This is a genomic window from Mesorhizobium sp. 2RAF21, assembly GCF_052115345.1.
In the GTDB taxonomy this organism is placed as follows: domain Bacteria; phylum Pseudomonadota; class Alphaproteobacteria; order Rhizobiales; family Rhizobiaceae; genus Mesorhizobium; species Mesorhizobium terrae.
This window is the reverse complement of the sequence record NZ_JBFRGM010000026.1, coordinates 1-26,012: the sequence shown is the minus strand read 5'-3', so window position 1 is coordinate 26,012 and position 26,012 is coordinate 1. Positions and strand designations below refer to the sequence as shown.

25 protein-coding genes and 1 pseudogene are annotated in these 26,012 nt (G+C 58.3%); 16 read left to right on the top strand and 10 right to left on the bottom strand.

The window, feature by feature from the left end; translation table 11 throughout:
• Positions 1-41: 41 nt before the first annotated feature.
• Entirely contained in the window at positions 42-839 is a 798-nt protein-coding gene (locus AB4136_RS29210; RefSeq protein ID WP_137901667.1) for a basic amino acid ABC transporter substrate-binding protein, read from the bottom strand.
• Positions 840-1,079: 240 nt separating this feature from the next.
• Here AB4136_RS29210 and AB4136_RS29205 point away from each other — a divergent pair, with 240 nt between their 5' ends.
• Positions 1,080-1,763, top strand: a complete 684-nt coding sequence (locus tag AB4136_RS29205) for a FadR/GntR family transcriptional regulator (protein WP_137901668.1) — start codon at positions 1,080-1,082, stop codon at positions 1,761-1,763.
• Between the two features lie 76 nt (positions 1,764-1,839).
• Here AB4136_RS29205 and AB4136_RS29200 read toward each other — a convergent pair whose 3' ends face one another.
• A complete protein-coding gene (locus tag AB4136_RS29200; RefSeq protein WP_137901669.1) occupies positions 1,840-2,730 on the bottom strand; it encodes a LysR family transcriptional regulator in 891 nt (296 codons plus the stop codon).
• A 102-nt stretch (positions 2,731-2,832) separates the two neighbouring features.
• Here AB4136_RS29200 and AB4136_RS29195 point away from each other — a divergent pair, with 102 nt between their 5' ends.
• The 4 genes from AB4136_RS29195 (at position 2,833) to AB4136_RS29180 (ending at position 8,943) form a co-directional block, all read left to right on the top strand.
• Positions 2,833-4,404 carry a proton-conducting transporter transmembrane domain-containing protein gene (locus AB4136_RS29195; RefSeq protein ID WP_137901670.1) on the top strand — a complete coding sequence of 524 codons (1,572 nt, stop codon included), beginning with the start codon at positions 2,833-2,835 and terminating at the stop codon, positions 4,402-4,404.
• A 25-nt stretch (positions 4,405-4,429) separates the two neighbouring features.
• Entirely contained in the window at positions 4,430-6,859 is a 2,430-nt protein-coding gene (locus AB4136_RS29190; RefSeq protein WP_137901671.1) for a DUF2309 domain-containing protein, read from the top strand.
• Positions 6,856-8,634 (top strand): sulfate adenylyltransferase subunit CysD, encoded by a 1,779-nt coding sequence (gene cysD / locus AB4136_RS29185; protein WP_441931986.1) that lies wholly within the window; start codon positions 6,856-6,858, stop codon positions 8,632-8,634. The genes AB4136_RS29190 and cysD overlap by 4 nt, the downstream gene beginning before the upstream one ends.
• Positions 8,635-8,715: 81 nt before the next feature.
• A complete protein-coding gene (locus tag AB4136_RS29180; RefSeq protein WP_137901673.1) occupies positions 8,716-8,943 on the top strand; it encodes a hypothetical protein in 228 nt (75 codons plus the stop codon).
• A 503-nt stretch (positions 8,944-9,446) separates the two neighbouring features.
• Here the strand turns inward: AB4136_RS29180 and AB4136_RS29175 are convergent.
• Complete coding sequence (locus AB4136_RS29175; protein WP_137901674.1) at positions 9,447-9,968, bottom strand: lipocalin family protein; 522 nt, start codon at positions 9,966-9,968, stop codon at positions 9,447-9,449.
• A gap of 229 nt (positions 9,969-10,197) precedes the next feature.
• Positions 10,198-10,581 (bottom strand): DUF2147 domain-containing protein, encoded by a 384-nt coding sequence (locus tag AB4136_RS29170; RefSeq protein ID WP_137901675.1) that lies wholly within the window; start codon positions 10,579-10,581, stop codon positions 10,198-10,200.
• A gap of 186 nt (positions 10,582-10,767) precedes the next feature.
• On the opposite strand from AB4136_RS29170, the gene AB4136_RS29165 reads away from it, so the two are divergent.
• Entirely contained in the window at positions 10,768-11,178 is a 411-nt protein-coding gene (locus AB4136_RS29165; protein WP_137901676.1) for a DUF2177 family protein, read from the top strand.
• Here AB4136_RS29165 and AB4136_RS29160 read toward each other — a convergent pair.
• The 6 genes from AB4136_RS29160 to AB4136_RS29135 are packed head-to-tail and all read right to left on the bottom strand — an operon-like array spanning position 11,162 to position 15,737.
• On the bottom strand, positions 11,162-11,740 hold the full coding sequence (locus tag AB4136_RS29160; RefSeq protein ID WP_137901677.1) for a hypothetical protein: 579 nt from the start codon (positions 11,738-11,740) through the stop codon (positions 11,162-11,164). The genes AB4136_RS29165 and AB4136_RS29160 overlap by 17 nt on opposite strands.
• A gap of 5 nt (positions 11,741-11,745) precedes the next feature.
• A complete protein-coding gene (locus AB4136_RS29155) occupies positions 11,746-12,774 on the bottom strand; it encodes an SAM-dependent methyltransferase (protein ID WP_137901678.1) in 1,029 nt (342 codons plus the stop codon).
• Complete coding sequence (locus AB4136_RS29150; protein WP_137901679.1) at positions 12,771-13,601, bottom strand: DUF1295 domain-containing protein; 831 nt, start codon at positions 13,599-13,601, stop codon at positions 12,771-12,773. The genes AB4136_RS29155 and AB4136_RS29150 overlap by 4 nt, the downstream gene beginning before the upstream one ends.
• Positions 13,598-14,455: an alpha/beta hydrolase gene (locus AB4136_RS29145; protein ID WP_137901680.1), complete on the bottom strand. Its 858-nt coding sequence runs from the start codon at positions 14,453-14,455 to the stop codon at positions 13,598-13,600. The genes AB4136_RS29150 and AB4136_RS29145 overlap by 4 nt, the downstream gene beginning before the upstream one ends.
• A gap of 53 nt (positions 14,456-14,508) precedes the next feature.
• Complete coding sequence (locus AB4136_RS29140) at positions 14,509-15,159, bottom strand: ChrR family anti-sigma-E factor (RefSeq protein WP_137901681.1); 651 nt, start codon at positions 15,157-15,159, stop codon at positions 14,509-14,511.
• Positions 15,156-15,737, bottom strand: coding sequence for a sigma-70 family RNA polymerase sigma factor (locus AB4136_RS29135; protein ID WP_171021025.1), 582 nt, complete (start codon positions 15,735-15,737; stop codon positions 15,156-15,158). Before AB4136_RS29135 ends, AB4136_RS29140 begins: the two co-directional genes overlap by 4 nt.
• 228 nt (positions 15,738-15,965) lie before the next feature.
• Here AB4136_RS29135 and AB4136_RS29130 point away from each other — a divergent pair, with 228 nt between their 5' ends.
• The 10 genes and pseudogenes from AB4136_RS29130 to AB4136_RS29085 all read left to right on the top strand — a co-directional run.
• Positions 15,966-17,294 carry an NAD(P)/FAD-dependent oxidoreductase gene (locus tag AB4136_RS29130; protein ID WP_441932007.1) on the top strand — a complete coding sequence of 443 codons (1,329 nt, stop codon included), beginning with the start codon at positions 15,966-15,968 and terminating at the stop codon, positions 17,292-17,294.
• Positions 17,294-18,109, top strand: coding sequence for a DUF1365 family protein (locus tag AB4136_RS29125; protein ID WP_137901696.1), 816 nt, complete (start codon positions 17,294-17,296; stop codon positions 18,107-18,109). Before AB4136_RS29130 ends, AB4136_RS29125 begins: the two co-directional genes overlap by 1 nt.
• Complete coding sequence (locus AB4136_RS29120) at positions 18,099-19,319, top strand: SAM-dependent methyltransferase (RefSeq protein ID WP_137901684.1); 1,221 nt, start codon at positions 18,099-18,101, stop codon at positions 19,317-19,319. Before AB4136_RS29125 ends, AB4136_RS29120 begins: the two co-directional genes overlap by 11 nt.
• 291 nt (positions 19,320-19,610) lie before the next feature.
• A complete protein-coding gene (locus AB4136_RS29115) occupies positions 19,611-20,162 on the top strand; it encodes a fasciclin domain-containing protein (RefSeq protein WP_441931983.1) in 552 nt (183 codons plus the stop codon).
• A 200-nt stretch (positions 20,163-20,362) separates the two neighbouring features.
• On the top strand, positions 20,363-21,307 hold the full coding sequence (gene msrP / locus AB4136_RS29110; protein ID WP_137901685.1) for a protein-methionine-sulfoxide reductase catalytic subunit MsrP: 945 nt from the start codon (positions 20,363-20,365) through the stop codon (positions 21,305-21,307).
• Positions 21,307-21,966: a protein-methionine-sulfoxide reductase heme-binding subunit MsrQ gene (gene msrQ, locus AB4136_RS29105; RefSeq protein ID WP_137901686.1), complete on the top strand. Its 660-nt coding sequence runs from the start codon at positions 21,307-21,309 to the stop codon at positions 21,964-21,966. Before msrP ends, msrQ begins: the two co-directional genes overlap by 1 nt.
• A gap of 170 nt (positions 21,967-22,136) precedes the next feature.
• On the top strand, positions 22,137-22,946 hold the full coding sequence (locus AB4136_RS29100; RefSeq protein WP_137901687.1) for a hypothetical protein: 810 nt from the start codon (positions 22,137-22,139) through the stop codon (positions 22,944-22,946).
• A gap of 69 nt (positions 22,947-23,015) precedes the next feature.
• Positions 23,016-23,738 (top strand): SDR family oxidoreductase, encoded by a 723-nt coding sequence (locus tag AB4136_RS29095; RefSeq protein WP_137901688.1) that lies wholly within the window; start codon positions 23,016-23,018, stop codon positions 23,736-23,738.
• Between the two features lie 29 nt (positions 23,739-23,767).
• Entirely contained in the window at positions 23,768-24,361 is a 594-nt protein-coding gene (locus AB4136_RS29090; RefSeq protein ID WP_137901689.1) for a CIA30 family protein, read from the top strand.
• Positions 24,362-24,583: 222 nt separating this feature from the next.
• Positions 24,584-25,864, top strand: a pseudogene (locus tag AB4136_RS29085) (cryptochrome/photolyase family protein); the annotation flags it as partial.
• Positions 25,865-26,012: the final 148 nt, after the last annotated feature.

Sequence of the window (26,012 nt, the reverse complement as noted above, 5' to 3'; positions counted from 1 at the left end):
GTGCCCGGCGCGCGGGGCGCGCGCCTGCACGGCCACGATGATCAGGGCTTCGGCATGTCCATGACGGTGACGGTCGCCAGTCCGCTCTCGGGGTCGGCGCCAAACCAGGTCTTGTAGATCGAAGCCATCGTGCCGTCCTTCTTCATGGCGCTGATGGCGTCGTTCACCTTTGCGGCCAGCGGCGCGTCCTTGGCGAACATGACCGAATACTGCTCGCCCGTCTTGATGCGCTCCACCACCTTGAACTGCGGCTTGTCCTTCACGTAGTAGAGCAGCGCCGGAATGTCGGAAATGTAGCCGTCGATGCGGCCGGCGGAGAGGTCGAGCATGGCCGGCTGCAAGCCCTCGTACTTGCTGACGCTGGCTATCTTGGTTTCCGCCATATGGGCCGTGACCCAGATGTCGCCGGTCGAGCCGGTATCGACACCGACCGTCTTGCCGGCCATGCCCGACAGGCCGGTGATACCGCTGTCGGCCTTGACCGTCAGCGACTGGTCGCTGTCGTAGTAGGGCTGCGCGAAGCTGACCGATTCCAGCCGCTTGGGCGTAATGGTGATCGACGACACCGCCGCGTCGATCTGGCCCGACTGCACGGCCGCGAACAGTCCGGCGAACGGTATGTTGACGAACTTGACCTCCGAGCCGAGGCGCTTGCCGACTTCGGTCATCAAATCGACTTCGAAGCCGACGATCTTGCCGCTGGCATCCTGGAATTCCCACGGCACGTTGCCGACATTGGCGCCGACGTTGAGTTCGGCGCCCTGCGCCGATGCGCCGAAAACCACAAGCGCCGCCGCTCCCGCCCAGCGCAACCGACGCAGCAAAGTTGTGACTTGCATTTGATTCCCTCCCGTAAGAAAACTGGTTAGACCGGTCTGACCAGTTACGATGCAATCACGAATCGGCTGTCGTTGCAAGCCGTGCGATCGAGGACGGAACGGATAGGCATCGTCCAGGCCGATCGGCATGATCGCAACCATGACGCGATCCGTGCCGATCGGCGTCGAGGCGGGACGGCCCGGGTCCTATGATACAGGACCCTAGAAACCGGGGCCCAAGAACAGGAAGGCGAGCAGACCGTGCTGAACCGAACCCCCGTCACCCATGCCGCGGCCAAGCAGATTCAGGCCATGATCCTGGACGGCAGCCTGGCGCCCGGCCAGCAGATTCCCTCGCAGCGCGAACTGGCGGTGACGCTGAAGCTCAGCCGCGCTTCGTTGCGCGAAGCTCTCCTGACGCTCGAGGCTATCGGCCTCATCGTCACCCAACCGGGGCGCGGAACGTTCGTCGCCGAGGTTTCGCCCAACGGGCGCACCATGACGGCGTGGCGCCATGGGGACTATTCGGTGAAGGACGTCTTCGAGACGCGCATCATGCTGGAAAGCCAGATCGTCCGGCTCGGCGCAGCGGCCGTCACGGCGGGCCAGATCGAGGAACTGACGCGCCTGACCGACCAGATGGAACGGGCCTGGGCCGCCGGCGACCTGCTCGGCAACGCCGAGGCCGATTTCGAGTTCCACGGCATCATCGTGTCTGCCTGCCCCAACCGGATGCTGGTCGATCTCTACGACGCCAATCGCGACCGCATCCATTCCACGCAGATGCAGCCGATCGCGGTCACTGACCCGGCGCGCATGCGCAGTTCGATCGCCGAGCACCGCCTGATCGTCACGGCGCTCCGCGACGGCGATGCCGGGCGCGCCGCCGAGGCCGTCGCCATGCATATCGCCAACACCGCCCGTTGCGCTGGAGTTTCAGCCTGATTGCAGTGCTAAAGCAGTATCGAAAGGACAATCGTAGTGTATGCTCGAATTGGGGCCATTGGAGAGACCGTATGGCCTAACGCGTCAGCAAATTTCCTTCCAACAACAACCCAAGTACCGGATTTGGAAATTTTCTCGCAATCGTCACGGCATAAAAGGTTTCGGCTATGCCTGGCAACCTGTCGGCCTCGACCAGAACACCAGATTCCAGCTCGTCCTTCACGACGATCGGCGGAAGCACGGCAAGGCCGATATCTTCGCGCGCCAAAAGCCGCATCATTGCCATATCCTCTACCTCTGCCACGATTTGCGGACGGATGCCCAGACGAGTTACAAGCGCATCAAAGCCGATCTTTACGCTGCTATCCATCGTCGGCAGGATGATCGGATGTGAGTTTAGCCTCTCGGCTAAGTCGTCTTTCCTAATTTTGCCAAGCCGAGCTCTTGTTCCTATCAAGCTCACAGGCTGTTCAGTGAGGCGATGAGCGACAAAGCGTGTTAGTTCATCGCGTGCAGGCGCCTGATTAACAAGCACAACATCAAGACTGAGCGCTTCGAGCGATTGAAGAAGCTCGCTGCTGCTGCCTGACCGCAAAACAAACTCAATATCGTCTCGCCCTATTAAGGGTTTCAAAAACGCCATTTGGAAATTGCGAGAAAGCGTAGCCAGCGCGCCAACCCTGAGAACGCGCCGCACCTCGCCGGTGTTACGCAAAGTGCCGATCAATTCTTCGCCCGCAGCGAAAATCGCATCGGCGTGGTCCAGCGCGATCCGTCCAGCTTCTGTCAGATGAAGCTGTCGACCGCGCCGTTCGAACAAAGCATGGCCAAATCGCGCTTCGAGTTTGCGAATTTGCACCGACAATGCTGATTGCGTGAGGTTCAGTCGCTCTGCCGTGCGTGTGAGATTCCCGTCATGTGCGACTGCCCAAAAGTACCGCAGATGGTTGTAATTGAACGTGCTCATGACGTTCGATTATAGCGAACGATATCCCGCAAACAATGCATTTTATTCGCCGCATTGCGGCTGATACCCCATTCGCGATGACAACATTCATTGGGGACTTCCTTGCCGTATTATCTGGTTCCGCTCATTGCACCGTTAGCTCTTGCCGTTTCCACTCTCGTCTCCTTCGCTTCGCCAGGACGCCGCTTTCGACTAGCGTCCTGCCTTGCCGAGATCGCTGCGCTTCTGGCGTTGGCGTCCGCATTTGGCTCGCTCGGTATTCTTATCCTTAGCGGTCCGGGCGAAAGTCCGCTCATCGGGATGGCCGGGATCGGCTTGTCAGTGCGCCTGGACGCCGTCAGCGCCCCGATGCTGCTGCTCGTTGCGTTCGTTGGCTGGATCGTTGTGCGCTATGCACGGACCTATCTCGATGGTGAGGCGCGCGCGAGCGCGTTCACAGGCTGGCTGTGCGCCACTCTTGCCGCCGTGCTGCTGCTCGTTCAGGCGGGCAATCTCGCCCAGCTTGTGTCGGGGTGGATCGCGACCAGTCTCTGCCTGCACAGGCTGTTGCTCTACTATCCAGATCGGGTCGCTGCGCGGCGCGCCGCGCGCAAGAAACTCATTTTTACCCGGCTCGGGGCGGTGAGCCTGATCACCGGCGCCATTCTCCTCTCATTCGCCTATGGCACAACCGATATAGCGGCGATCAACGCCGCCGCGAGAGGAGGCGATGGTTCGTCGCTGGCTGTTTTTGCAACAGTTTTGATTGCACTGGCGGCCTTGCTGAAGTCGGCGCAGTTTCCGACCCATGGCTGGCTTACCGAGGTGATGGAGGCGCCGACGCCAGTGTCGGCCCTGCTGCATGCCGGTGTCATCAATGGCGGCGGTTTCCTGCTCATTCGCTTCGCGGACGTGATGTTGCTGTCGCCCGGAACGCTGGCCGCGTTGGCGATGCTTGGTGGTTTCACGGCGCTCTTCGGGGCGCTTGTGATGCTGACGCAGCCGGCGGTCAAAACCTCACTCGCCTGGTCGACGGTGGCACAGATGGGCTTCATGACTTTGCAATGCGGATTGGGACTGTTTTCGCTGGCCTTGCTGCATATCGTGGCTCATTCGTTTTACAAAGCTCACGCTTTCCTCGCCTCGGGCGGTGCGGTCGAGCAGGTCGCCGCGATCCAGCGACCAGGGCCGGTGGCGATCCCCGACGGTGCGGCAGTCGGGTGGGCCTTCCTCGCGGCGATCGCGATCTATGCCGCGATCGGCGCAGTCTTCGGTACGATGTTTGGGTTTCACCATAAGTCGCCGCAATCTCTGGCGCTGGGTGCAATCCTGATTTTTGGCGTCGCCTATCTGCTGGCGCAGGGGCTGGCAGACGCCGCGCCGCGGGTTCTAACACGTAAGACGGCCCTGTACTCAGTCGCGGCGGCGGTCGGCTACTTCGCGCTGCAGACCTTGGCCGAGTGGCTAACCGCAAGCGTGCTTCCCGCACCGCTTGCGCCGGGACGTCTTGAATGGACGCTCATGGTGCTGGCGATCCTGTCCTTTGGAACGGTGGCTGTAGCGCAAGCTCTGTTCCCGCTCTGGGCCCATCACCCAGCCGCGGCCGGTCTTCGCGTTCACCTCTCGAACGGCCTCTACATCAACGCAACAATCGATCGGATGCTCGGCGGCTGGTCCGTCCGCAAGGCGTCGTGACGGCCGGACACTAAGGAACAAGCAAATGCCAATGATCAAGACTAACACCCCACCCCTCGACGTCGCAGCAATTCTTGCCGTGGCCGAAAGGGCGGCGCTCGCCATCCCGCCGCTTTGGCCCCTGGCTTCAAGCGTTGCGGTCAACCCATTCCTAGGACAAATCCATGAGCCTCTATCGACAGCGGCCGCCCGCCTAAGACGGGTCGCGGGAGCCGCACTCACAATGCCGCGGGCCTGGTACGCCGAGCGAATTCATACGGGCGAAATCGACGAAGCGGATCTGGCGGCAGCCTTTGAAGCTGCACCGGAGACCTGGCGGCCAAAGACCCTTGCTTCATTGAAGTCAGCCATTGAAGCGAGCGCACCGACCCCCGTTATGCTTCCGACGATGGCAGAACTCGCGGCTGAAGCCTCGGGTATAGACTGGACCGGCGTGATCGCCGAGCGCTTCGGGCAATGGGCGGCCGGCTATTTCGATGCGGGCCAAGCCTTGTGGACGGCGCCTCAGGGCGGCTGCGCCTATGCTGCGTGGCGCTCGGCCGCCTCACACGATCTCACCCCAGAAATACTCGGTCTGAAGGGCTTTGCCATGCATGTGGCGCAAGCCCCAGAACGCACTGAGGATGCGCTGACGCAGTCGATTCAAAGGCTCGGCCTCGACGACGCGGCGCTCGAGAGTTATTTGCACCGGCTGCTGATGAGCCTTGGCGGCTGGGCGCAGTTCGCCCGCTACAAGCTCTGGCAAGCCGAACTCTCGGGCGGGTCGGACAAGACGATCACCGATCTTCTGACGATTCGTCTCGTCTGGGAACAAGCACTGTTTGAACAACACAAGCTTCGCATCGCTTGCCAATGGAAAGAGGCGCTTTGCGCTTACGCCGCGCCGATCAAGCCGGCGCCGGACGATGCAATCGATGCAATCTTGCAGGAGGCGAGCGAGCGCGCGGCGCAGCGGCAGCTGGGCAAGCTCCTCGAATCGCCAGCTCCGTCTAGATTGCAAGCGCGTCCAGCATTGCAGATGGCCTTCTGCATCGACGTTCGCTCTGAGGTGTTCCGCCGGGCATTGGAAAGCCTCGACCCCTGCATCGAGACACTGGGTTTCGCCGGGTTTTTCGGCATCGGCATTTTGCATCGGCGCTTCGCGTCGGATGTCGCGGAGGCACGCTTGCCTGTGCTTATTGCACCGCAAGTACGAACATGCTCGGGCGGGCATTCACAGAATGTCGAGACTCGGGACCAAGCAGCTCGGCTCCTGGCGCGTGCCAAGCGCGCCTGGGGGCGCTTTAAGCTCGCCGCCGTCTCTTCATTCGCTTTCGTCGAGGCGGCCGGGCCAATCTATGTCGGCAAGTTGGTGCGCGATGGTTTGGGACGCGCCGGCAACAGGACGCCGGAGGACCCGGCGCCAATTTTCGAACCAGCGCTCGATCCTGAGGCTCGCATCGGCATGGCCGAAAGCGTGCTGAAGGCGATGTCGCTGACCGAACGTTTTGCACCGCTTGTCCTTATCGCTGGCCATGGCGCCAACGTCATAAATAATCCTCATGCCAGCGCACTCCATTGCGGCGCCTGTGGCGGCTATTCGGGCGAGGTGAATGCGCAGCTACTCGCTACGCTCCTCAATGACCGTGCGGTGCGCGCCGGCCTCGCAGAGCGTGGCATAACCATCCCGGACGACACGCTGTTCATCGGAGCGCTGCACGACACCACCACTGATCGGGTGACGATCTACCGAGAGGACTCTCCACCAGCGCTACACAAGGAGAGCGTCAAAAAGGTAAAAACCTGGCTTGCGATGGCCGGCGCGCTGGCGCGGAGCGAACGCGCTTTGCGGTTGCCCCGGGCGTCGGAAGCACGGGACATCCTCCACCGCGCCCGCGACTGGGCCGAAGTCCGTCCGGAATGGGCGCTTGCCGGTTGCCAGGCCTTCATCGCCGCGCCGCGCCATCGGACTGCGCGTCGCGACCTCAAAGGACGTGCATTTCTGCACGACTATGACTGGCAACGGGATGACCAGTTTAGCGTTCTGGAGCTGATCTTGACAGCGCCAGTCGTGGTCGCGAGCTGGATCAGCCTTCAGTATTACGGATCGACTGTCGCGCCAACGGTGTTCGGAGCCGGCAACAAGCTCCTGCACAACGTCACCGCCGGCATCGGCGTGGTCGAAGGGAATGGCGGGCTCCTGCGCGCCGGGCTGCCCTGGCAATCGGTTCACGACGGAGAACGGCTAGTGCATGAACCCCTGCGCCTGACCGTGTTCATCGAGGCGCCGCGCGAGGCAATTAGCACGATCCTCAAACGTCACGACCAACTGCGGGCGCTGTTCGACAACAAATGGCTCTATCTTGTTGTCCTCGACGACCAGGGCCGCCCGGCTTGGCGGTACGCAGGCAATCTTGGCTGGGAAGCTTTTGCCCAAGGGCACTTTGAACCGGAACGGACGATGGTGGTCGCATGAACGGGTTGCCCGCCCATATAGCGGCCTTGGAGTCAGAGGCGATCCATGTCTTGCGCGATGGGTTGTCGGAGGCGCGCAACCCCGTGGTGCTGTTCTCGGGCGGCAAGGACTCGACCGTCCTTGCCCCTCTCGTGCGGCGCGCCTTCTTCCCTTCGCGGCCGCCAATCCCGCTCTTGCACATCGACTCGACATGGGAGTTCGCTGAAGTTCTCGCCTTTCGCGACGCTTTCGCGGACTGCCATGGCTTTCGGCTGATCGTTCACGTCAACCAACACAGACGGACACAGTCTATCAATCCGTTCGACCATGGCGATCTCTACACCACCATCATGCGCACCGATGCGCTCAGGCAGGCACTGACCGTCGGTGGTTATGACATCATCTTCGGCGGCGCCCGACCTGACGAAGAGGCAACCCGCGCCAAGGAGCGCATCGTTTCGGTGCGGAGCACCAGCCATGCCTGGAAGCCTCGCATGCAGCGTACGGAGTTCTGGCGCTGCTTCAATTGGCGGCTGAAGCCCGGCGAGACTATCCGCGCTTTCCCGCAGTCCAATTGGACCGAGCTGGACCTATGGACCTACATCCTGATGCGCGAGATCGAATTCGCGCCCCTCTATATCGCGCATAAGCGCAAGGTCGTCACCCGAGCGGGAATGCGGATCGTCGTCGACGATCCGGCCCGCATGCGTTGGAAGCCAAGCGAAACCGCACTGCCGGAGAAGGTGCGCTTTCGTACTCTCGGATGCTGGCCGGTAACGGCGGCGCAGTCTTCCGAAGCAGAAACCATCGCCGCCGTCTTGCTTGAGACCCTACGCGCCGAAACCTCCGAACGTCGCGGCCGTCTCGCTCGAGCAGCAGAAACGGGAGGGCTATTTTTGAGCAACGACGGTCATTCGCGAGCCACGGTTGGGTGTCCGCTGTCCGGTCCTTATGCCGGCCTGCGCGCCGTGCTGGCCACCATGCATGGCAAAGAAGCGGCAATCGTGCCGGCTTTCCAAGAGCAACTAGAACTTACTGTTGAGATCCCGTCTGCGATTGACACCGACACGCTAGGCACCTTCACAGGCGAGATCGCGCGAGCCGGCACCATTCGAGAGGCGGCCATCGCCAAGGCGCGGCTTGGGATGGCGGCGACGGGTCTGTCGATCGGCATCGCCAGCGAAGGCAGCTACGGTCCGCATCCGCATGTGCCGTTCGTCCCCGGCGGGGTCGAGTTGATGGTTCTCGTGGACGACGAGCGCGGCATCGTCGTCAGCGAGCATCTGATCGATGATGCTCCGGTCTACGAGCACGCCATCGCGGCCGAGATCGGCGATCTCGGGGCGTTTCTCGACCATATCCGGTTTCCCAATCACGCCGTGATCGTACGACCTCATGAACCCGACGATCGCGGCGCTCTCATTCACAAAGGGCTGCGCACCGCTGAAGCGCTTGAAAGCGCACTCGCAACTTCGGCCCCGCTATCGCGCGACAACCGCGCGCTCGTTCAGACAGATATGCGCGCCCACATGAATCCGACGCGTATGGCGAGCATTGCCCGCCTGGCACGTGCGCTTTGCGATCGGCTGGCGACCCGGTGTCCGGCCTGCGGCGCCCCGGGTTACGGGCAAATCGACGTAGAGACGGGGCTTCCCTGCGAATGGTGCGGCGCCCCGAGCATCATGGTTCGTCATCAGATCTTTGGTTGCGTCGCTTGCGAGTTTCGCGAGATGCGTCCCCGCCCCGACGGGCGCACCCATGCGGATCCTGGCCATTGCCCGGAATGCAATCCGTGATCGGTGCGACCGACCAGGAACCGATCGCAAACCGGCTGTTGGAGCCGTGGAAGATGCTTGCTCGCGCTAGGAGTAAAATCGATGTCTTGGTATGACGCTAGCTTGAAAGAAACCGATGCTCGAATTGCTTGGATTCTGGCCCATCCGGGAATGAGCGTGTGGCTGAAAGAAGCGCTTCGGGCTGCACTTGAGCGCGATCCGGTCGATATTCTAAATGATCTCGAAATCCTCATCTACCTGCTGCGCGCCCGATCCGATGCCCTGATTCGCGCACCCATTGGCGGAGAAGGTGGTGACCTCGCACGATAGAATTGAGCTAACGAACTTGCCAGCGTGGTACCGCTTAGTGAAGTATACGCGATGTCGTAGAAAGCAGGAGTTTCACACCTGTCATTAAAATCGGCAGATTAAAGGATTTCATCGAATTTGCGACGAATATGAACCAGATTGCCGAACTCGATTAAAACATTACATCGCTATCAACGCTCGATGAACTTGGCGTGTGAGGACGGATTGCGCTTTGCATCGACATTTCTCGGTACTCCAATGCGCACTCCCGCTCCACGTCATATGTGGTTGATCCCTATCATCTGGTTCGCGAACTGATCCAGTCAGCGGCGCGCGAAAGTCGGACTGAAAACCCTCACGAAATCGCCAACAGCGCAAGCGTGACAGTCTATGGGGATTATGCGCTCCCGACCTCACTCGAATGCTGCGCCAAGTGACCTATTTTTTCGCCGTCCAATAGCCTGGTTTTGGTCCGCCATTGATATGGTCCGTAGAAGCAGCGCGATACCTTCTACGCGCGCTTCTCACTTGGCGGGGGGAAATTCCAATTTGCTCACGTCATAGCCGAGCGAACGCGCCTTTCGAACCATGATTGATAGCTGATGGCTAGTCGGAGGATGCCGCGCGTAAATCCAAAGATTTTTGAGTCGAGGATCTGCGCTGATAAACCAGCTCTTGTCTGGTGATTTGTACAAGACCCAATAGTTGTAAGTAATGAACAGAGGGTATCGTACCCGAAGCTTGGCGCGATTGGTGTCGGCGTCCAGGAGATGACCCTTGCCCCTCACCGTCTTGAGTCTGCCGGAAGGCGTACCTTCGTGGCATCCGTCGAGGACCTCGATCTCTTTGGGGCTATTGCCTGTGCGATAGCTTGTGAAGCCGGCAACGCAGCCGTCGGTAATCCACATCGGCCTTCGAGCAATCTCCAACCATGTGCCGCTATAGTGGCTTGACGGGACCTTTGCGATATTTGGCTCGGCTGCGAGCGCTACAGTTACTAGCATGCCGAAGATCGAAATGATGAACATCGCCAAACGCATTTTCATTGTAGCCTCTGGTTCTATGGCTCAAGATATATGCATTACGTTCCGATCGGCCTTTTGGATTGTTCAGCGCTAGGCCAATTTGGCGAGAGTGAATTTCGTTCGTCGGGGACGCGCTGATCTCTCCGTCAGTGTGGCCTGCTGCCGGTACCGGACCCCCATTATAAACCGATCTGAAGGTCAGCGGTTTTATGTTTCGGAATTCTCGATGCGGAAAGGCAATCAGCGATCTTCATTCTCTGCCTGCAGGGGTCCAATTGACCTCCCGGCAGAGCAGGCCTCCGAGAATACACCCGCGCGTCGTTAAACCTTTCGCGCTAATGATGACGGTGATGCGATACGTCTTCTTTCGCTTCGAATCGTATGCGGTGCCCTTTAATTGGCTATCGGATGTCCGTTCGAGCGACATGATGAGGCGGTCGCCGACTTCCTCGCCCTTGCTCGTGTCCTTGATCCACAGATTGGTGGCGCAAAGCTTCGAGCCACACGGCGCTATTCTGACGCGGGCATTGCCGTCGTCACGCAACCACACACCATCAGGACTACGCTCCTGGGCGACCAGTGCGGTACATCCAACAATCGAAAACACGCAGAATAATGCGGTACGCAATATCACGGCATAAGCTCCCGAAGATTCGCACCTTTGTTCAAGTGATTACGCAGGCGTTCGCTGTTCGGATCACATGCCGTCATGCGGGCTCTTGGTCGCGGGCAGAGATTGCCGTAACGAACGGAGTCAAGTGGTCCAATTATGCCGTGACTGCGTAGAACTTGGCACTGCAGAGCAAAGAAAGGTCAGGTCTTGAAAACTTATGGCATTGCCTATGTCGCAACCGGTCTGGTTTTTCTCGCAATCGACGCGATCTGGCTGACCGTCGCCGCGCAACGGCTCTATCGTCCCCTGATGGGTGAAATGCTGGTGGAAAGCTTCAGGCTGGCCCCGGCGATGCTGTTTTATTTCATCTACATTGCCGGCATCGTCGTTTTCGCCATCGTACCAGCCTTGGCCATCGACCGCTGGACGACAGCCACATCGTACGGCGCGTTCCTTGGCCTGTTCGCCTATGCGACTTACGACCTGACCAACCAGGCGACACTCAAGAATTGGCCGGTCATCGTGACGATCGCTGATCTCTGCTGGGGAACGTTCCTGACCGCGGTTGCGGCGACGGCCGGCTTTCTGATCACGCGCGCTTTCACGTCCGCGTCTTGAGCTGGCTTATCAAACCTGACGCCATGAGCCCGACGAAGACGGTGAGCGTTCCGGCGCTCATGGCATTCAACCGGAAAAATGCCTGGTATTCGGAAGCGGTGTAGGCATGAACCGGCGCGCCATATGCGCCGTCAAGCCCGAGATAGACTAGCAAAGCCGCACCAATCAGAATGAAGGCGGCGATCCTCTCCGAAGCCCTGAAAAACGTCGCCGCGATCAGAGCGCAAGGGATCAGAAAAATCTCCACGCCCGAGGCCTGCCCGAATACTTTCGCGCTCAAGATCGTGTTGGCCATGCCGGCAACGGGTAAAAGCGCTCGGCCTCCCATCGGATATCGTCTGGCAATGGCCGGCACGGCGAGGAAGAATGGTGTCGACAGGAACGTGAAAAGGGTTGGCCAAATACAATCGCTGACAGTCCAATAGACATAGAGCGGATAAAACGGCTGGTTGGACGCGACGACCAGCGCGATCAGATTGGAGGCCGCAACCATCGGGTCGTCATGAGCGGCATAGGCCGCAACTCGATCCCAGGCGTTTTGAACCAGACCGAACGTCACCATGCCTCTTACGCCGGTCGCAAGAGATAGTGGCTGACACCCCATTCCTCGCCGCCAGCGTGCCCAAAGAGCCCCGCCGTTGCCAGATAGAAAAGGCGCCAGCGCTGGCGCCAAAGCGCGGCATCGGCGCCATAGACTTCGTGCAGGATGCGATCGATCCGGAGGCGGTTCGCGTCGAAGCGCGCCAGCCAGTCCATCGCTGTCTTCTGGTAGTGAAGCCCGCTCCAGCGCCAGTCGCGCTCAACCGCGAAGCGATCCGAAAAATGCCTCAGCAGGCCGTGGCTCGGCATGATGCCGCCGGTGAAGAAGTGCTGGGCGATCCAGTCAGCCTCGTTCTTGTGATCGAACCGATAGGGACTGTGCTTGTGGCTGAAGACGTGAATGAACAGTCGGCCTTTCTCGGGCTCGAGCCATGTCCTTATGCGTTCGAGCAACCCCTTCCAGTTCGACATATGCTCGAACATCTCGACCGAGACGATCCTGTCGTATCTGCGATGCGGTTTGAAGGCATTCATATCCGCCGTGATGACGTGGACATTGGCAAGACCACGTGCGGCGGCCTCCGCTTCGATATGGAGCCGTTGCGGCTTCGAGTTTGACACAACCGTGATGGTCGAACGCGGAAAACGCTCCGCCATGAAAAGCGTTAGCGATCCCCAACCGCAGCCGAGTTCCAGGATCGATTGGCCGTCGACAAGATCGGCGTGCGCGACCGTCTCCTCCAGCGCCAGTCGCTCGGCATCGGCCAGGGTCTCCTCACCCGTTGGATAAAGACAGCAGGAATATTTGCGATGCGGGCCTAGCGTGAGGGCGAAGAATTCGGGCGGCAGTTCATAGTGCTGCTCGTTGGCGGCGTCCGCATGTTCGGCGATCGGGTGCTCGCTCATGGCACGGGCGAAGTCGCTTTCCTCCCGGCCGGATGCTGCGTCCAGCTTCCGCTTCGTGCGCCCGACCAGGAATTGGATGCCTATTCGCGCCAACGGGTCGGGAAGCGGCGCGCGCTCGGCCGCGCGGATCGCTGAGGAAATCAGACTCATCGAATGTCTCCATCGTTGCTCGCGTTCGCGGCGCGCTGCGGACCGGGCCAGAACGCGTTGACGCGTTGCTGATACTGGCGAAATAACCTTCCGCGCGAGCGCAGCATGTGCGCTTCGAGCGGCGGAATGCCGGAAGCGTGGGCAAGCAGCCAGTACATCAACAACGGTCCGGCCAAAGCCAGCCATCCCCAAGCATAGCCGCCGGTCAGATCGATCGCGATGATGGCGTAAGCGAGCCAGCCTAACCATTCGAAGAAATAATTCGGATGGCGTGAAATCCCCCAAAGCCCTACGTCGCAAACCTTGCCCTTGTTGGCCGGATCGGAACGAAATGCTGAAAGCTGATGGTCGGCAATCGTCTCGCCGGCGACCGCAACGATCAGCACGGCGAAACCGGTCCAGTCGGCGATGCCGAGGCCCTGCGCGGGATTATGAGCTGCGAGCATGATCGACAGGGCAAGCGCCAAGGCCGCTAATGCCTGGATCTGAAGAAACCAGAACAGGCGAAGTTTGAACGAACCACCCCACTCCTCGCGCAACAGCTTATAGCGTGGATCGTCGCCGCTACGAGCTGTGCGTATCGAGATGTGGAGGCCAAGCCGTAGGGACCAGAGCAACCCCAGGATCGCCACAATCACCTGCCGCATCGAGATTTGCGAGTCGGCAAGTGGTATCACGGCCGCTGCCGCGCCGAACGCCCCGGTGGCGAAGGACCAGATCGCGTCGATCCAGCCCGACCGGCTTGTGCGAAGCGCAATAAGCCAGGCGCCGATCATCGTCACCGAAAGGCAAACCGCCAATGCCAGAACGAAGATCGCTGCGGTCATGTGCTCCTTTCCTGCTCCGCCGGCCTGCCGGGAAGCACTTGTTGACCGGTATGCTTCTGCGCAAAACCCGCGACGTCGTCGAGAACCGGCGCGAGGAACCGCAACGGACGCGCAAACGCGCCGATCACCGTGCGGTGGTTTACACGGTCGTAGAGCTTCGTTTCCGCTTCACCGCCAACGCTTCTTATGCGTTCGGTTAGCCGAATCGTGTTCCCGGGATCGACGGTCCGATCATTGTTTCCTGACGCCAAGAACGCCGGCGGAGCAAACGCATCCACGAAGTTGATCGGCTGTGTGCCGGCGAGGCCGTTTTCCGGCCCGAAGATCTGTTTCAGCGTCCGGCTATGAAGGGGGAGAAAGTCATAGGGACCGGCAAGGCCGATAATGGCGCGAACGTCGACGCTTGCATCGAGATCAAGCTCAAAAAGCCATTGGCGATCGAAGGCCAGCATTGCGGCGATATGGGCTCCGGCGGAATGGCCCATGGCGATGACGCGACGAGGATCACCACCGAACTCCGCAATATGATCGACCGTCCAGCGCATTGCCTCAGCCGCATCCTGGAGGAAGCCGGGGAAGCGAACCTCGGGAAAGACCCGGTAATCGGGAATCACGGTGATGAAGCCGCGCTCGGCCAGGGCCTGTCCAACGAAGAGGTAGTCGCTTCGCTCGCCATCTTCCCAACCGCCGCCATAGAAGAAGACGATGACTGGCGACGGTCCGTCTTTGGCGGCCGGATAGATGTCAAGGACATGGCGCGGATGGCGTCCGTAGCGGACAACGCTAAGGGATCGCGTCGCACCGATCCTGGCAATCACGTTCAGCAAATCGACCGGAGACGGAAATGCTTTCATGTACCGGCCACTTCTGGCGGCGCTGCGCTGAACGCGTTCCCCGCAGTCATCGATCAGAAACCCACGATCGGACGCAGAAGGCGACCGAGCAATCCGTGAAGTCGCGTATCGCCTTCAAGCGCGGCAAGACACACGCAATCCGATTCCTGCCCAACCACAGGCCGATGATCCACATCGTCGCCGGCCTCATCGAGGTCCCCTGGAAAATACTGGCCGCGCTCGTCAGCCAGCGATCCAGACAGAATCTGCATGAATTCGAGGCCGGTATGTCCATGAGCAGGCAGATGAAGCCCCGCCCTGCCTTTCAGCAGCATGACTTTTTCGTCAGGGCTACCGGGAATCTTGACCTTGCTCCATTTGAACCCCGGCCCAAGCCACTTCCACGGACCGATCTCGCAGTGCTGCATCGCCCGCGGAAGTTCTATTCCCAGTTCCGGATGTTTGATCGTGGCTCGGCCTTCGGTCTGCAAGGATTGAGCAACCTCGAGCCGCTCCATAGTGCGTCCGAAAAAATCCGCAGCGAGCGGAGCGGGTGACATTTCATCCAGGATCGCGCCGCCAACGGCCTCGAAGTGCGCTATACGGTTGCGGCAGACCGCACATCGTTCGAGATGGACGGAGACGACAAGCGCAGGACCTGCGCCCAATGCGCCGGCCGCCATACGCATCAGCGTTTCGTCGCTGGGGTGATGGTTGATCTTCATATATCGCTGTCCAAAAGGGTCCGAAGCCGATTCAATGCGAGCCGAACACGGGATTTTACGGTGCCGAGAGGAATGCCCAGCTCTCTTGCAATCTCCGCATGCGGTTTCTCGGCAAAGAACGACAGCCGCACAATGGTTGACTGATCGATCGGCAGGCTTTCCAATGCCTTGCGCACACCTTCCTCCCGTTCTGCAACGATGGTGATGTCTTCACCCGAAAGCGGCGTCTCGGGTTCGTCACTCGGATCCGGAAGACGATCGGCGAGCCGGGATCGGGTTCGGCGCAGCCGATCGATCCTTTGATTGCGGGCAATTGTAAACACCCAAGTCGACGCGCCCGCTTTCTGTGGATCGAAATAGGACGCTTTACGCCATACCGTGATCATGACCTCCTGGGTCACTTCCTCCGCGGCCGAATCTGCAAGGCCAGATCGCATCAGGAAGCTTTTGATACGAGGCGCGAAATACCCGAAAAGTCGCGCGAAGGCATTCCGGTCCTGCGTCCGCGCAACCGCGTCGATCAGACCGATCAGTTCCTCGGGAGACGGCAGCACTTCTTTTTGCCTCGCCTCGTTCAAAACAACCAGCCTCGCTGCCGGACGGACCTGCCGCGCATTCCCGGTTCCAATATATAAGCTCGCTGCATCCATTTGCCCTTCATACGCCCGGGCCCTGCGATTGGATCACGCTTCAAGTGATCTACCGCGCGCCGGCTTCCGTAAATACTGGCAGTTTGGCGCGCGGAGGGAAATCCTTTGACCGGAAAGATTGCAGCAACCGACGGGCGTAACGGGTGGGAACCTGGCTTGGCGCCTCATCAAGGCCTCGCCGTCGCTGTCGTGGGCAGTGGCATTTCCGGGCTATCTGCCGCATGGTTGCTGTCGAAAAGGCATCGCGTCTCTCTTTTCGAAGCTGATAACCGGCTCGGAGGGCACAGCCATACGGTCGACGCCGCAGGCTTGGCAGTCGATACCGGTTTTATCGTTTTCAATGAAAACACCTATCCGAACCTGACTGCTCTGTTCGATCATATCGGCGTCGCCACCAAGCGTTCCGATATGTCGTTTGCCGTTTCACTGGACGACGGCCGGCTCGAATACTCCGGCACCGGTTTGCTGGGCCTTTTCGCGCAGGGCCGGAACGCCATCAGCCCTCGTTTCTGGATGATGCTGCGCGATCTGGTTCGTTTCTATCGCGAAGCGCCGCGGAATGTTGCGGCGTTAGGAATGATAACCCTCGACGAATATCTCGATGCGGCCGGCTACGGCGACAGCTTCCGCAATGACCATCTCTATCCAATGGCGGCCGCGATCTGGTCGACTCCGGCAGCAAAAATCGGCGCCTATCCCGCGGCCTCGTTCATCCGATTTTGCCAGACGCACGGTCTTCTGAAGCTTGTTGGCCGACCGGTCTGGCGAACCGTAGCCGGGGGCAGTCGATCCTATGTGCAGGTACTCTCCAAAACCATACCCGAAGTCGTCTCAAACTATCCCGTCAACGCGATTGTTCGCGCAAAAGATGGCGTCGAGATCGTTGGGCGCGATGGCCACCGTCGCCGTTTCGATCACGTTGTCATCGCAGCACACGCGGACCAGGCTCTGAAAATGCTGGCCGATGCGAGTGGCGAAGAGCGACGTCTGCTTGGCGCGTTCGACTATATCGTCAATGACGCGGTCCTTCACACCGATACGCGCCTGATGCCGGAGCGGCGCCGTGTCTGGTCGAGCTGGAACTACATGACGAGAGATGACAATGATGGCCGCAAGCTCGCTGTGACCTACTGGATGAACCGTTTGCAGGGGATCGAAAGCAAGCGGCCGCTGTTCGTAACGCTCAACCCCCACCGCGAGATTGCACCCGAGACGGTCCTCAAGCGAATGAGTTATAGCCATCCTCGTTTCGATGCCCGGGCGATGCAGGCGCAAAAGGAGCTTTGGTCGCTGCAAGGGCGCGGCAACACCTGGTTCTGCGGCGCCTATTTCGGCGCAGGGTTTCACGAGGATGGGCTGCAAGCCGGGCTTGCGGTCGCCGAGGCGATCGGCGGCGTGCGGCGGCCGTGGACGGTTCCGGACGAATCCGGCCGCATCCATATTCATCACAGCGTGCCCGATCTGCCGGAGACGGAGGCAGCGTGATGCCGGAACTTCGATCAGGGCTGTATGCTGGTTCCGTGATGCATCACAGGCTGCGGCCAAGGCAGCATCGCCTGCGCTACGGTATTTTCTACCTGCTGCTCGATCTCGACGAAATAGACGTGCTGGCGAGGAAACTTCGCTTTTTCTCGCACAACCGGTTCAACCTTTTCAGCTTCCATGATCGCGACCACGGTGATGGGACGCAATCGCCACGCGACAGGATCATCCGTCATCTTGATGAAGCCGGTATAAAAACGGGTGGGCCGATCCGGCTGCTCACCATGCCGCGCATCCTCGGATACGCCTTCAATCCGCTCAGCATTTATTTCTGTCACAGGCGCGACGGCTCATTGTCCGCGATCTTCTACGAGGTGAACAACACGTTCGGTCAGCGCCATAACTACCTCATTCCCGTGGCTCCCGGCACAACTGGGCCGGTGCGGCAAGAAAGCCAAAAATCCTTTTACGTCTCGCCCTTCATGACCACCGAGATGATCTATTCCTTCTCCATCGTGCCTCCCGGAAAGGATCTGTCGGTTTCGGTTACCGGCCGTGATTACGAAGGACCGCTCATTATCGCCAAGCTGACCGCTGTCAGGCAGGATTTGTCAGACGCCTCTCTAGCCCGCGCGTTCTTCGTCTATCCGCTGATGACGTTCAAAGTCATCGCGGGCATCTATTGGGAAGCACTGCTGATCTGGCTGAAGGGAACCCGTCTCTATCCGCGGCCTTCCCCGCCGGATCGGCCCGTCACTATCGGGCGCGGAGCAAACCCTGAAAGCGGTCGAGAGAAGAGCAGCGTGCATGACGTTTGACATCAAGACGAGAACCTTGAGCGGCTTTAAAAGGCCCAGGGAAAGCCTGATCGTGCATTTGCTTGGCCGAATGATCGCGCGGATCGATTGTGGCCACATCACCGTCGTACTGCCATCCGGCGATCGTATCGAGCATTCAGGTGCGCAGTCCGGGCCGTCCGCCACGCTCGTCCTCCATCGCTGGCGAGCAATCCGGCGGCTCCTCAGCTACGGAGATCTGGGCTTTGCGGAAGCCTACATCGACGATGATTGGTCAAGCCCGGATCTCGCCGCACTATTGGAGCTGGCGGCACGAAACATCGCTGTGCTCGATCGCAGCATTTCCGGGTTCTGGCCTGCCCGCATGTATAATCGCGTACGTCATTTGCTGCGCGCAAACAGCAAAACTGGAAGCCGTAGAAACATTTCCTTCCACTATGATCTCGGCAACGCATTTTACGAGCGCTGGCTCGACCCGACGATGACCTATTCATCGGCGCTTTATGCACATCCAGACCAGACGCTTGACGAGGCCCAGGAAACCAAACTGTCACAAATCGAAGAGCTCCTGGATCTTCAGGGTGGCGAGAATGTCCTCGAAATTGGCTGTGGCTGGGGAGCCTTGGCCATGAGGTTGGCTCGCGCAGGTGCTCACGTTACCGGCATTACCCTATCGACCGAGCAACTGGCTTTCGCTCGAAAGCGCCTGGAGCAGGAAAAGCTGGTCGACAGTGCCGCTTTGGAATTGACGGACTACCGCGACGTCGAGGGTTCCTATGACAGGATCGTATCGATCGAAATGCTGGAGGCGGTGGGCGAAGCCTACTGGCCGGCTTACTTTGAAACTCTGCATGATCGCCTGAACGTCGGCGGTATAGCCGTTCTACAGGTGATCACGATCGATGAGGCGCGCTTCGAGGCTTACCGTGGCTCCCCCGATTTTATTCAGCGTCACATCTTCCCAGGCGGGATGCTTCCGACCAAAGCAATCCTTTTAGAACAAGGCGCGCAGGCCGGGCTCAAGCTGGTTTCGACGCAAATGTTCGGCGAGAGCTATGCGGCCACACTTTCCGAGTGGCGCAAACGCTTCCTGGCGTCCTGGCCCGACATCGCGGCACTGGGGTTCCCGGAGCGCTTTCGCAGGCTCTGGAACTATTATCTCTGCTACTGCGAGGCTGGATTCAGAACCGCAACCATCGATGTTGGCTTTTTTGTCTTCGCCAAAAGCTGACGTTTCAGCTGGAGAATAACAATTTGTCGGAGAGGTAACAGTCTCCTCCCACGCCGCCGCAAAGGGCTCCATCGGATTACGTGGGCGCGTCACCAGCAACAAACCTTCCATCAGCATTGGGCGCCTACCGATTTCGGGCGACGCGTTCTTGCCGCTGACAAGAGCAACGATAGCGAGGTTCGATGCCGGTGGTCGGCACGCGGTAACTCAAATCTACGTTACCGGGAAATCCATAACGCAGGCGCCTTCGTACAAGAGTTTGTCAGATGACAGCGAAACAAGGAGGACTCCATGACTATGAAGTTGTTGAAAGCCGCTATGTTTTCCGTGGCACTTGCGATGTCCGGAACCGCTTATGCGGCCAATCCAATGGTAGGCGGCGCGCCGATGTACGCCAGCAAGAACATTGTCGAGAACGCCGTCAACTCGAAGGACCACACGACGCTTGTAGCTGCCGTCAAAGCAGCAGGCCTCGTGAAGACGCTCGAAGGACCGGGACCATTTACCGTGTTCGCACCGACCAACAAGGCGTTCGCAAAGCTTCCTAAGGGGACTGTCGATACGCTTCTCAAACCGGAAAACAAGGACAAGCTGGTAAAAATCCTTACTGCCCATGTTGTTGCCGGAAAGGTCACTGCCGAGGATCTTATTCGCGACATCAAGAAGAATGGCGGCAAGTACAACATGACGACAGTGAGCGGAGATTCGCTGACAGCCGAACTGAAAGGCAAACATGTCTACATCATCGATGAATCTGGCGGCGCCGCAGAGGTGACCATTCCGGATGTGATGCAATCAAATGGCGTTATCCACGTCGTCAACGCCGTTCTTTTGCCAAAATAAGCGGCATCAGACATGGGCGGTGCTCCCATTGACGGGGCGCCGCTCATTTTGACTCGCTATGGGCGGATGATTGTGGCGTAGCGAGGACATTGAGCTCGATGCTCATTACTGCGCATTTAGCACTTCGCCAGCGATAGTTATTCGTTTCTGTGAAAGTGTACGCCCCCATGCCCCTAGCCTAACATTTCCCGGAGATGTCGATGACCTATCGCCCGCCCAAAATTCCGGCATCATGTATAACCGCCAAGGATGCATGGCTCTCTCGAAGGTCGTTTATTTCCTATGGGGCTGGAGCCGCTGTCGCTTCGATTGTACCCGCGGTGGCGGTCTCAGCGCCTATATCGGCCGCGAAAACGGATTACACCGTTGCCGACAAGCTGACGCCCAGAAACGACGTGACCACCTACAATAATTTCTACGAGTTCGGTTTGGATAAATCAGACCCTTCACGTAACTCCGCGTCCTTCAAGCCGCTGCCGTGGACCATCAAGGTCGATGGCATGGTGGCCCGACCGACGACCTTCGGTTTTGACGACATTATGAAGATTTTTCCACCGCAGGAACGGGTCTATCGAATGCGGTGCGTCGAGGCTTGGTCGATGGTGATTCCATGGGATGGCTTTCCGCTGGCGGCGCTTCTCGACAAGGTTGAGCCTCTGGGCAGCGCCAAATATGTTGCATTCGAGACAGTGGTCCGGCCAGACGAAATGCCAGGCCAAAAGGGGCTGTTCCAATCGTTGGCTTGGCCGTATGTCGAAGGGTTGAGGCTCGACGAGGCGCGTCACCCGCTCACGATTCTGGCAGTGGGCATTTATGGCGAAACACTGCCCAATCAGAATGGAGCTCCCATCCGTCTTGTAGTGCCTTGGAAGTACGGCTTCAAAGGCATTAAGTCGATCGTGCGCATCAGCCTGACCGAAAAGCAGCCGTCGAATACCTGGAACACGACGGCGCCCAATGAATATGGATTCTATGCGAACGTAAACCCCAACGTACCTCATCCGCGATGGAGCCAGGCGACTGAAAGGCGCATCGGGAATAGCGGCTTTTTTAGTTCAAATCGAATTCCGACAGAGATTTTCAACGGCTATGGCGAAGAGGTGGCCAGCCTTTACAGCGGCATGGACCTCAAGGCGAATTTCTGATGAGTCCAACTTCCACCTTGAGGCGTGGCTGGCACGACGAGGCCATCTGGCTAATCTATCTGGCCGGGCTCCTGCCAGCTGGATGGCAATTCTATCTTGGGGTCACGGGTGATCTTGGAGCCGATCCAGTAAAGACGTTCGAGCTGTTCCTCGGTGTTTGGGCGGTGCGGTTTCTGGTTCTTACCCTAGCTATCTCGCCGTTGCGCGAGATTTTCGGATTGAACCTCATACGTTATCGGAGAGCGCTTGGCTTATTGTGCTTCTACTACGTGCTTTTTCATTTCACGGTCTATCTTTTATTAGACCAGGAAATGGCACTGCACGCCGTAATAGCGGATGTCATGAAGCGACCCTTCATTATGCTCGGAATGGCAGGATTCGCTCTTCTGGTGCCCCTCGCGGTCACATCCAACAGCCTATCCATTCGCAGGCTGGGGAAGAACTGGCTCCGACTTCACCGGCTCATCTACCTTGTCGCTCTATGCGGAGGGTTACATTTTTATCTTGCGACGAAAGTTTTATCGCCGCAGCAGTATATATATTTAACATTACTTTCGATGCTCTTGATATACCGAATTGCCCGGCCTGCTCTGAAGCGCAAAAGAAAGGCCGGCGTGAGAAAGCAGAGCCAGCGCCTTCCTTCGGCTGCTGCAAACTAAATTGGCCACCATCGTCCCATTTCAGCCGATGGCACGGAGGAATCCAATCTCTACAACTGCGATCTCACGGCAATAGAGAAGCGTCCAGCCCATGGCGTGCGCAGCATGAGATCCAGAGCGCTGAATTTGACGTAAAAGTTAAAAAAATTGTTCAATCAGCGCCCGGTGTAATGAAAACGCTAGAGCAAACTCCGAATGTCGTTCTTTTACTTGGCAGCGCACCTGATGCTTTGCAAGTTCGTGACTGGGATCGTTCCGCGATTGCGTCGATAGTAGCCATAAACAATGCGTGGGCGATCCGCGACGATTGGGATTATTTGATATATCCAGACGATTTCCCAAGTGAGCGGTTACCCACCACGCATTCAAAATCGGCCTTGAAGATCACGTCGGACGAATTTGTTCCTGCCCAGAACGAATTCGGCGGTTTCGTTTATGCAGGCGGAACAATGGCATTTACTTCTGCGTATTGGGCGCTTCATGCTTTGAAGCCAGACGTTCTCGTCTTTCTTGGCTGTGACATGATTTACTCCGGGGTTGGAGGTACGCATTTCTACGGCAATGGAACGGCTGATCCGCTTCGGCAAGACGTCACGCTGCGTTCGCTTGAAGCGAAATCAAGCCGCCTGTTCGTGACGGCACTGCGGGCAGGAACACTCTGTCTCAATCTTTCCAGCCGCCCACAGAGCAGGCTTACTTTTCCGCGTACGACACTGGCAACTCTTTCGCGCCTGACCGCGCGGCGCGTCAGTGCGTTGAAGCAGATATTTTCAGGACTGGTCGTTCGGGAGGCCGAAGCTGCGGCAAAGTCACTCGAGACCAATTTAGGCTACTTCGTCGAAGACGGCCGGTACTGGAGAAAGATCACTGAATTCAGTGAACCCTGCATCGACCGGATCGACGCTTTATGGACCGACGCGATCGTGCGCATTCCGAGATCGTGCAGTTCGCGAGACGTCTGCCAATGCAGGAACGCCTAGCCAAAGGACTGGAGCGCGAAGGGTTCACATGGTCGTGAAATTATGCCCTGCGCAAGAAAGAGATATCAAATGGCAACAACAGTTATCTACGGCGGTTCGGGCGGCATCGGTACGGCCATTCTCGGCCGCATCACCGCCCGGGGTGAGAGTGTCCATCTCGTTGGGCGCGATACCGACCGGCTTCAAAAACTCGCGGTGGAAACCGGAGCAACCTTTACGGTTGTTGACGTGCTGACCCCAGGCAGTTTCGAGCGAGTCGTTTCGGAAGTTCGCGGGCCCATAAATGGTCTCGTTTACGCGATAGGATCAATCAACCTGAAGCCGATCGGCCGCCTGACTGACGATGACTTCGTGCGCGACTTCCGGCTCAATGCCGTTGGTGCGGCGCTCGCGATGAAGGCTCACATTCCGAGCCTCAAACAGAGCTCCGCGGCTTCGGTGGTTCTGATCTCATCGGTCGCAGCCTCGCAGGGATTCCCGGCTCATGCATCCGTCTCCATGGCGAAAGCGGCCCTGGAAGGGTTGACGTTCACGATGGCGGCGGAACTCGCGCCGGTAATTCGCGTCAACTGCGTGGCTCCCTCGTTGACCAGAACGCCGCTTTCGCAGTCGCTGACCAATTCGCCTCAATTGGCAGACTCCATTGCACAATTGCACGCGATGCGCCGACTTGGAGAACCCGACGATATCGCCGCATTTGTCGATTTCCTTCTGTCACCGGAAGCTGGCTGGATAACGGGGCAAGTGATTGGAGTGGATGGTGGACGCTCTCGTCTGCGGACCAGGGGTTAAGGTGGCCATCACGCGATAGGGACGGAAATATGTTGCCTGCGACCGCTATGATAGATGACCTCAGCAGGGAACCGCCAGTCGCTGCGATTGGTAGCGAATGGAAACTTGTTACAGACACCGTCATGGGTGGAGTTTCCCAAGGAGTAATGGCACGAGAGGAAGTTGCAGGCCGGTCCGCAATCCGTATGCGCGGAGACGTCAGCCTGGAAAACAACGGAGGATTTGTTCAAGCCTCCCTCGATCTCTCGCTGACAGACCATGTTGTGGATGCAAGTGGTTGGGACGGGATCGCGATAGACGTGTTTGGCAACGGTGAGGTCTACAACGTTCATCTGAGAACAGATTATCTGGAAAGACCCTGGCAGTCGTACCGCCACGATTTTACGGCATATCCAGATTGGCGGACAGTAGTTCTGCGGTTTAACGCCTTTGTTCCCTATCGCACCGATATTCCGCTCGACACACATCGGTTGAAGCGTGTCGGGTTAGTCGCAATAGGCCGGGCATTTCATTGTGATCTGGCGCTCGGTGGTCTGAAATACATTCGCGACGATGCTCAGGACTGCAATCAACGAGAAAATATCAACAGAACCGAAGCCGTTTTGAGATCGCAAGCCATCTGATAGTGGCATGGGACCGACCGACGAATATCAGCATAATCACAATAGAGCCACTAAGGCGGCCTGTAAGTGATAAGGGCAACCAAACCGAAAGGCAAAATCAATGTGTTTATGTAGCCGCTCGGCCGACATAGAAATGCCGTCGCGGAGATCTCTTTATTTGTTCAGCCGTTGTGCCCGTATTGCCGCTGGCGAGACAACTGGCACAGCGACTGATCGATCGCGATGAAAGCAGCAAAGGCCAGGACGATCGCCCTTATCCTCGGCGATCAACTTAGCCATGACATTTCTTCGCTGCAGGGTTTTGACCCTCGGGAAGATGTGGTGCTCATGGTCGAGGTCGCGGACGAGGCGACATACGTTCGACATCACAAACAGAAGATCGCCTTCATCTTGTCCGCTATGCGGCATTTTGCAGACGAATTGCGTGAACGCGGCTTCAGGGTCGACTATGTCCGCCTAGACGATAAGGGGAACTCCAACTCTTTTACCGGCGAATTGATACGCGCGGTTGCCCGCCATAAACCAGATTGTGTCGTCGTTACCGAGCCCGGCGAATGGCGCGTGAGAAAAATGATGGACTGTTGGCCCGAACAGCTCGAATTGCCTGTCGATATTCGAGAAGATAATCGCTTTTTTTGCTCTGTGGGTCAGTTTCGAGTATGGGCGAATGGCCGCAAGACTTATCGCATGGAGTATTTCTATCGGGAAATGCGCCGTCGAACCGACATATTGATGGAGGGTGATAACCCTTGCGGCGGTCAATGGAATTTTGATACCGATAACCGCAAAAAGTTGCCGAACATGCTCAAAGCCCCGGCACGCTTCGGTTCAGAGCCGGACGCTATCACTCGCGAAATTCTGCCTATGGTTGCGATACGTTTCGCGGATCATTTTGGCGATCTCAAGGACTTCGCATGGGCGGTCACCCGAAAAGATGCGCTAGCCGCGCTAGATATCTTTATCTCCCAATCGCTTCCTTCCTTTGGCGACTACCAAGATGCAATGGCGGTTCACGAGCCATTTCTTTTTCATGCATTGCTTTCTCCGTATTTGAACATCGGCTTGTTGAGCCCGCGCGAAGTCTGTGACGCGGCTGAGAACGCCTTTCGTCGTGGTGAGGTGCCCATCAATTCAGTCGAAGGGTTCATCCGACAAATTCTCGGCTGGCGCGAATATGTTCGTGGAATCTACTGGCTAAAGATGCCACATTATGCCGAAACGAACGCTCTTGGCGCAGTCCGATCGCTGCCGTGGTTCTACTGGTCCGGCGAAACGGACTTGAACTGTCTCGCCACAGCGATAGCCGATACCAGGCGAAACGCCTATGCTCATCATATCCAGCGTCTGATGATCACCGGCAACTTTGCGCTGCTCGTAGGGGTTAGTCCGGCCGAGCTTGAGGAGTGGTATCTGGCGGTGTACGCGGACGCTTTCGACTGGGTTGAATTGCCCAACACACATGGGATGGTTCTGTTCGCCGATGGCGGCTTGATGGCATCAAAATGAACCGCCCCGGGTTTGCCGGAGGCTCCAACTTCCAAATAGGATGGAGCCATGACGAGCAAAACGACGAACAAGTTTTCCCCTGAGGTGCGCGAGCGTGCGGTGCGGCTGGTGTTGGATCACGAGGCCGATCATTCCTCCCGCTGGA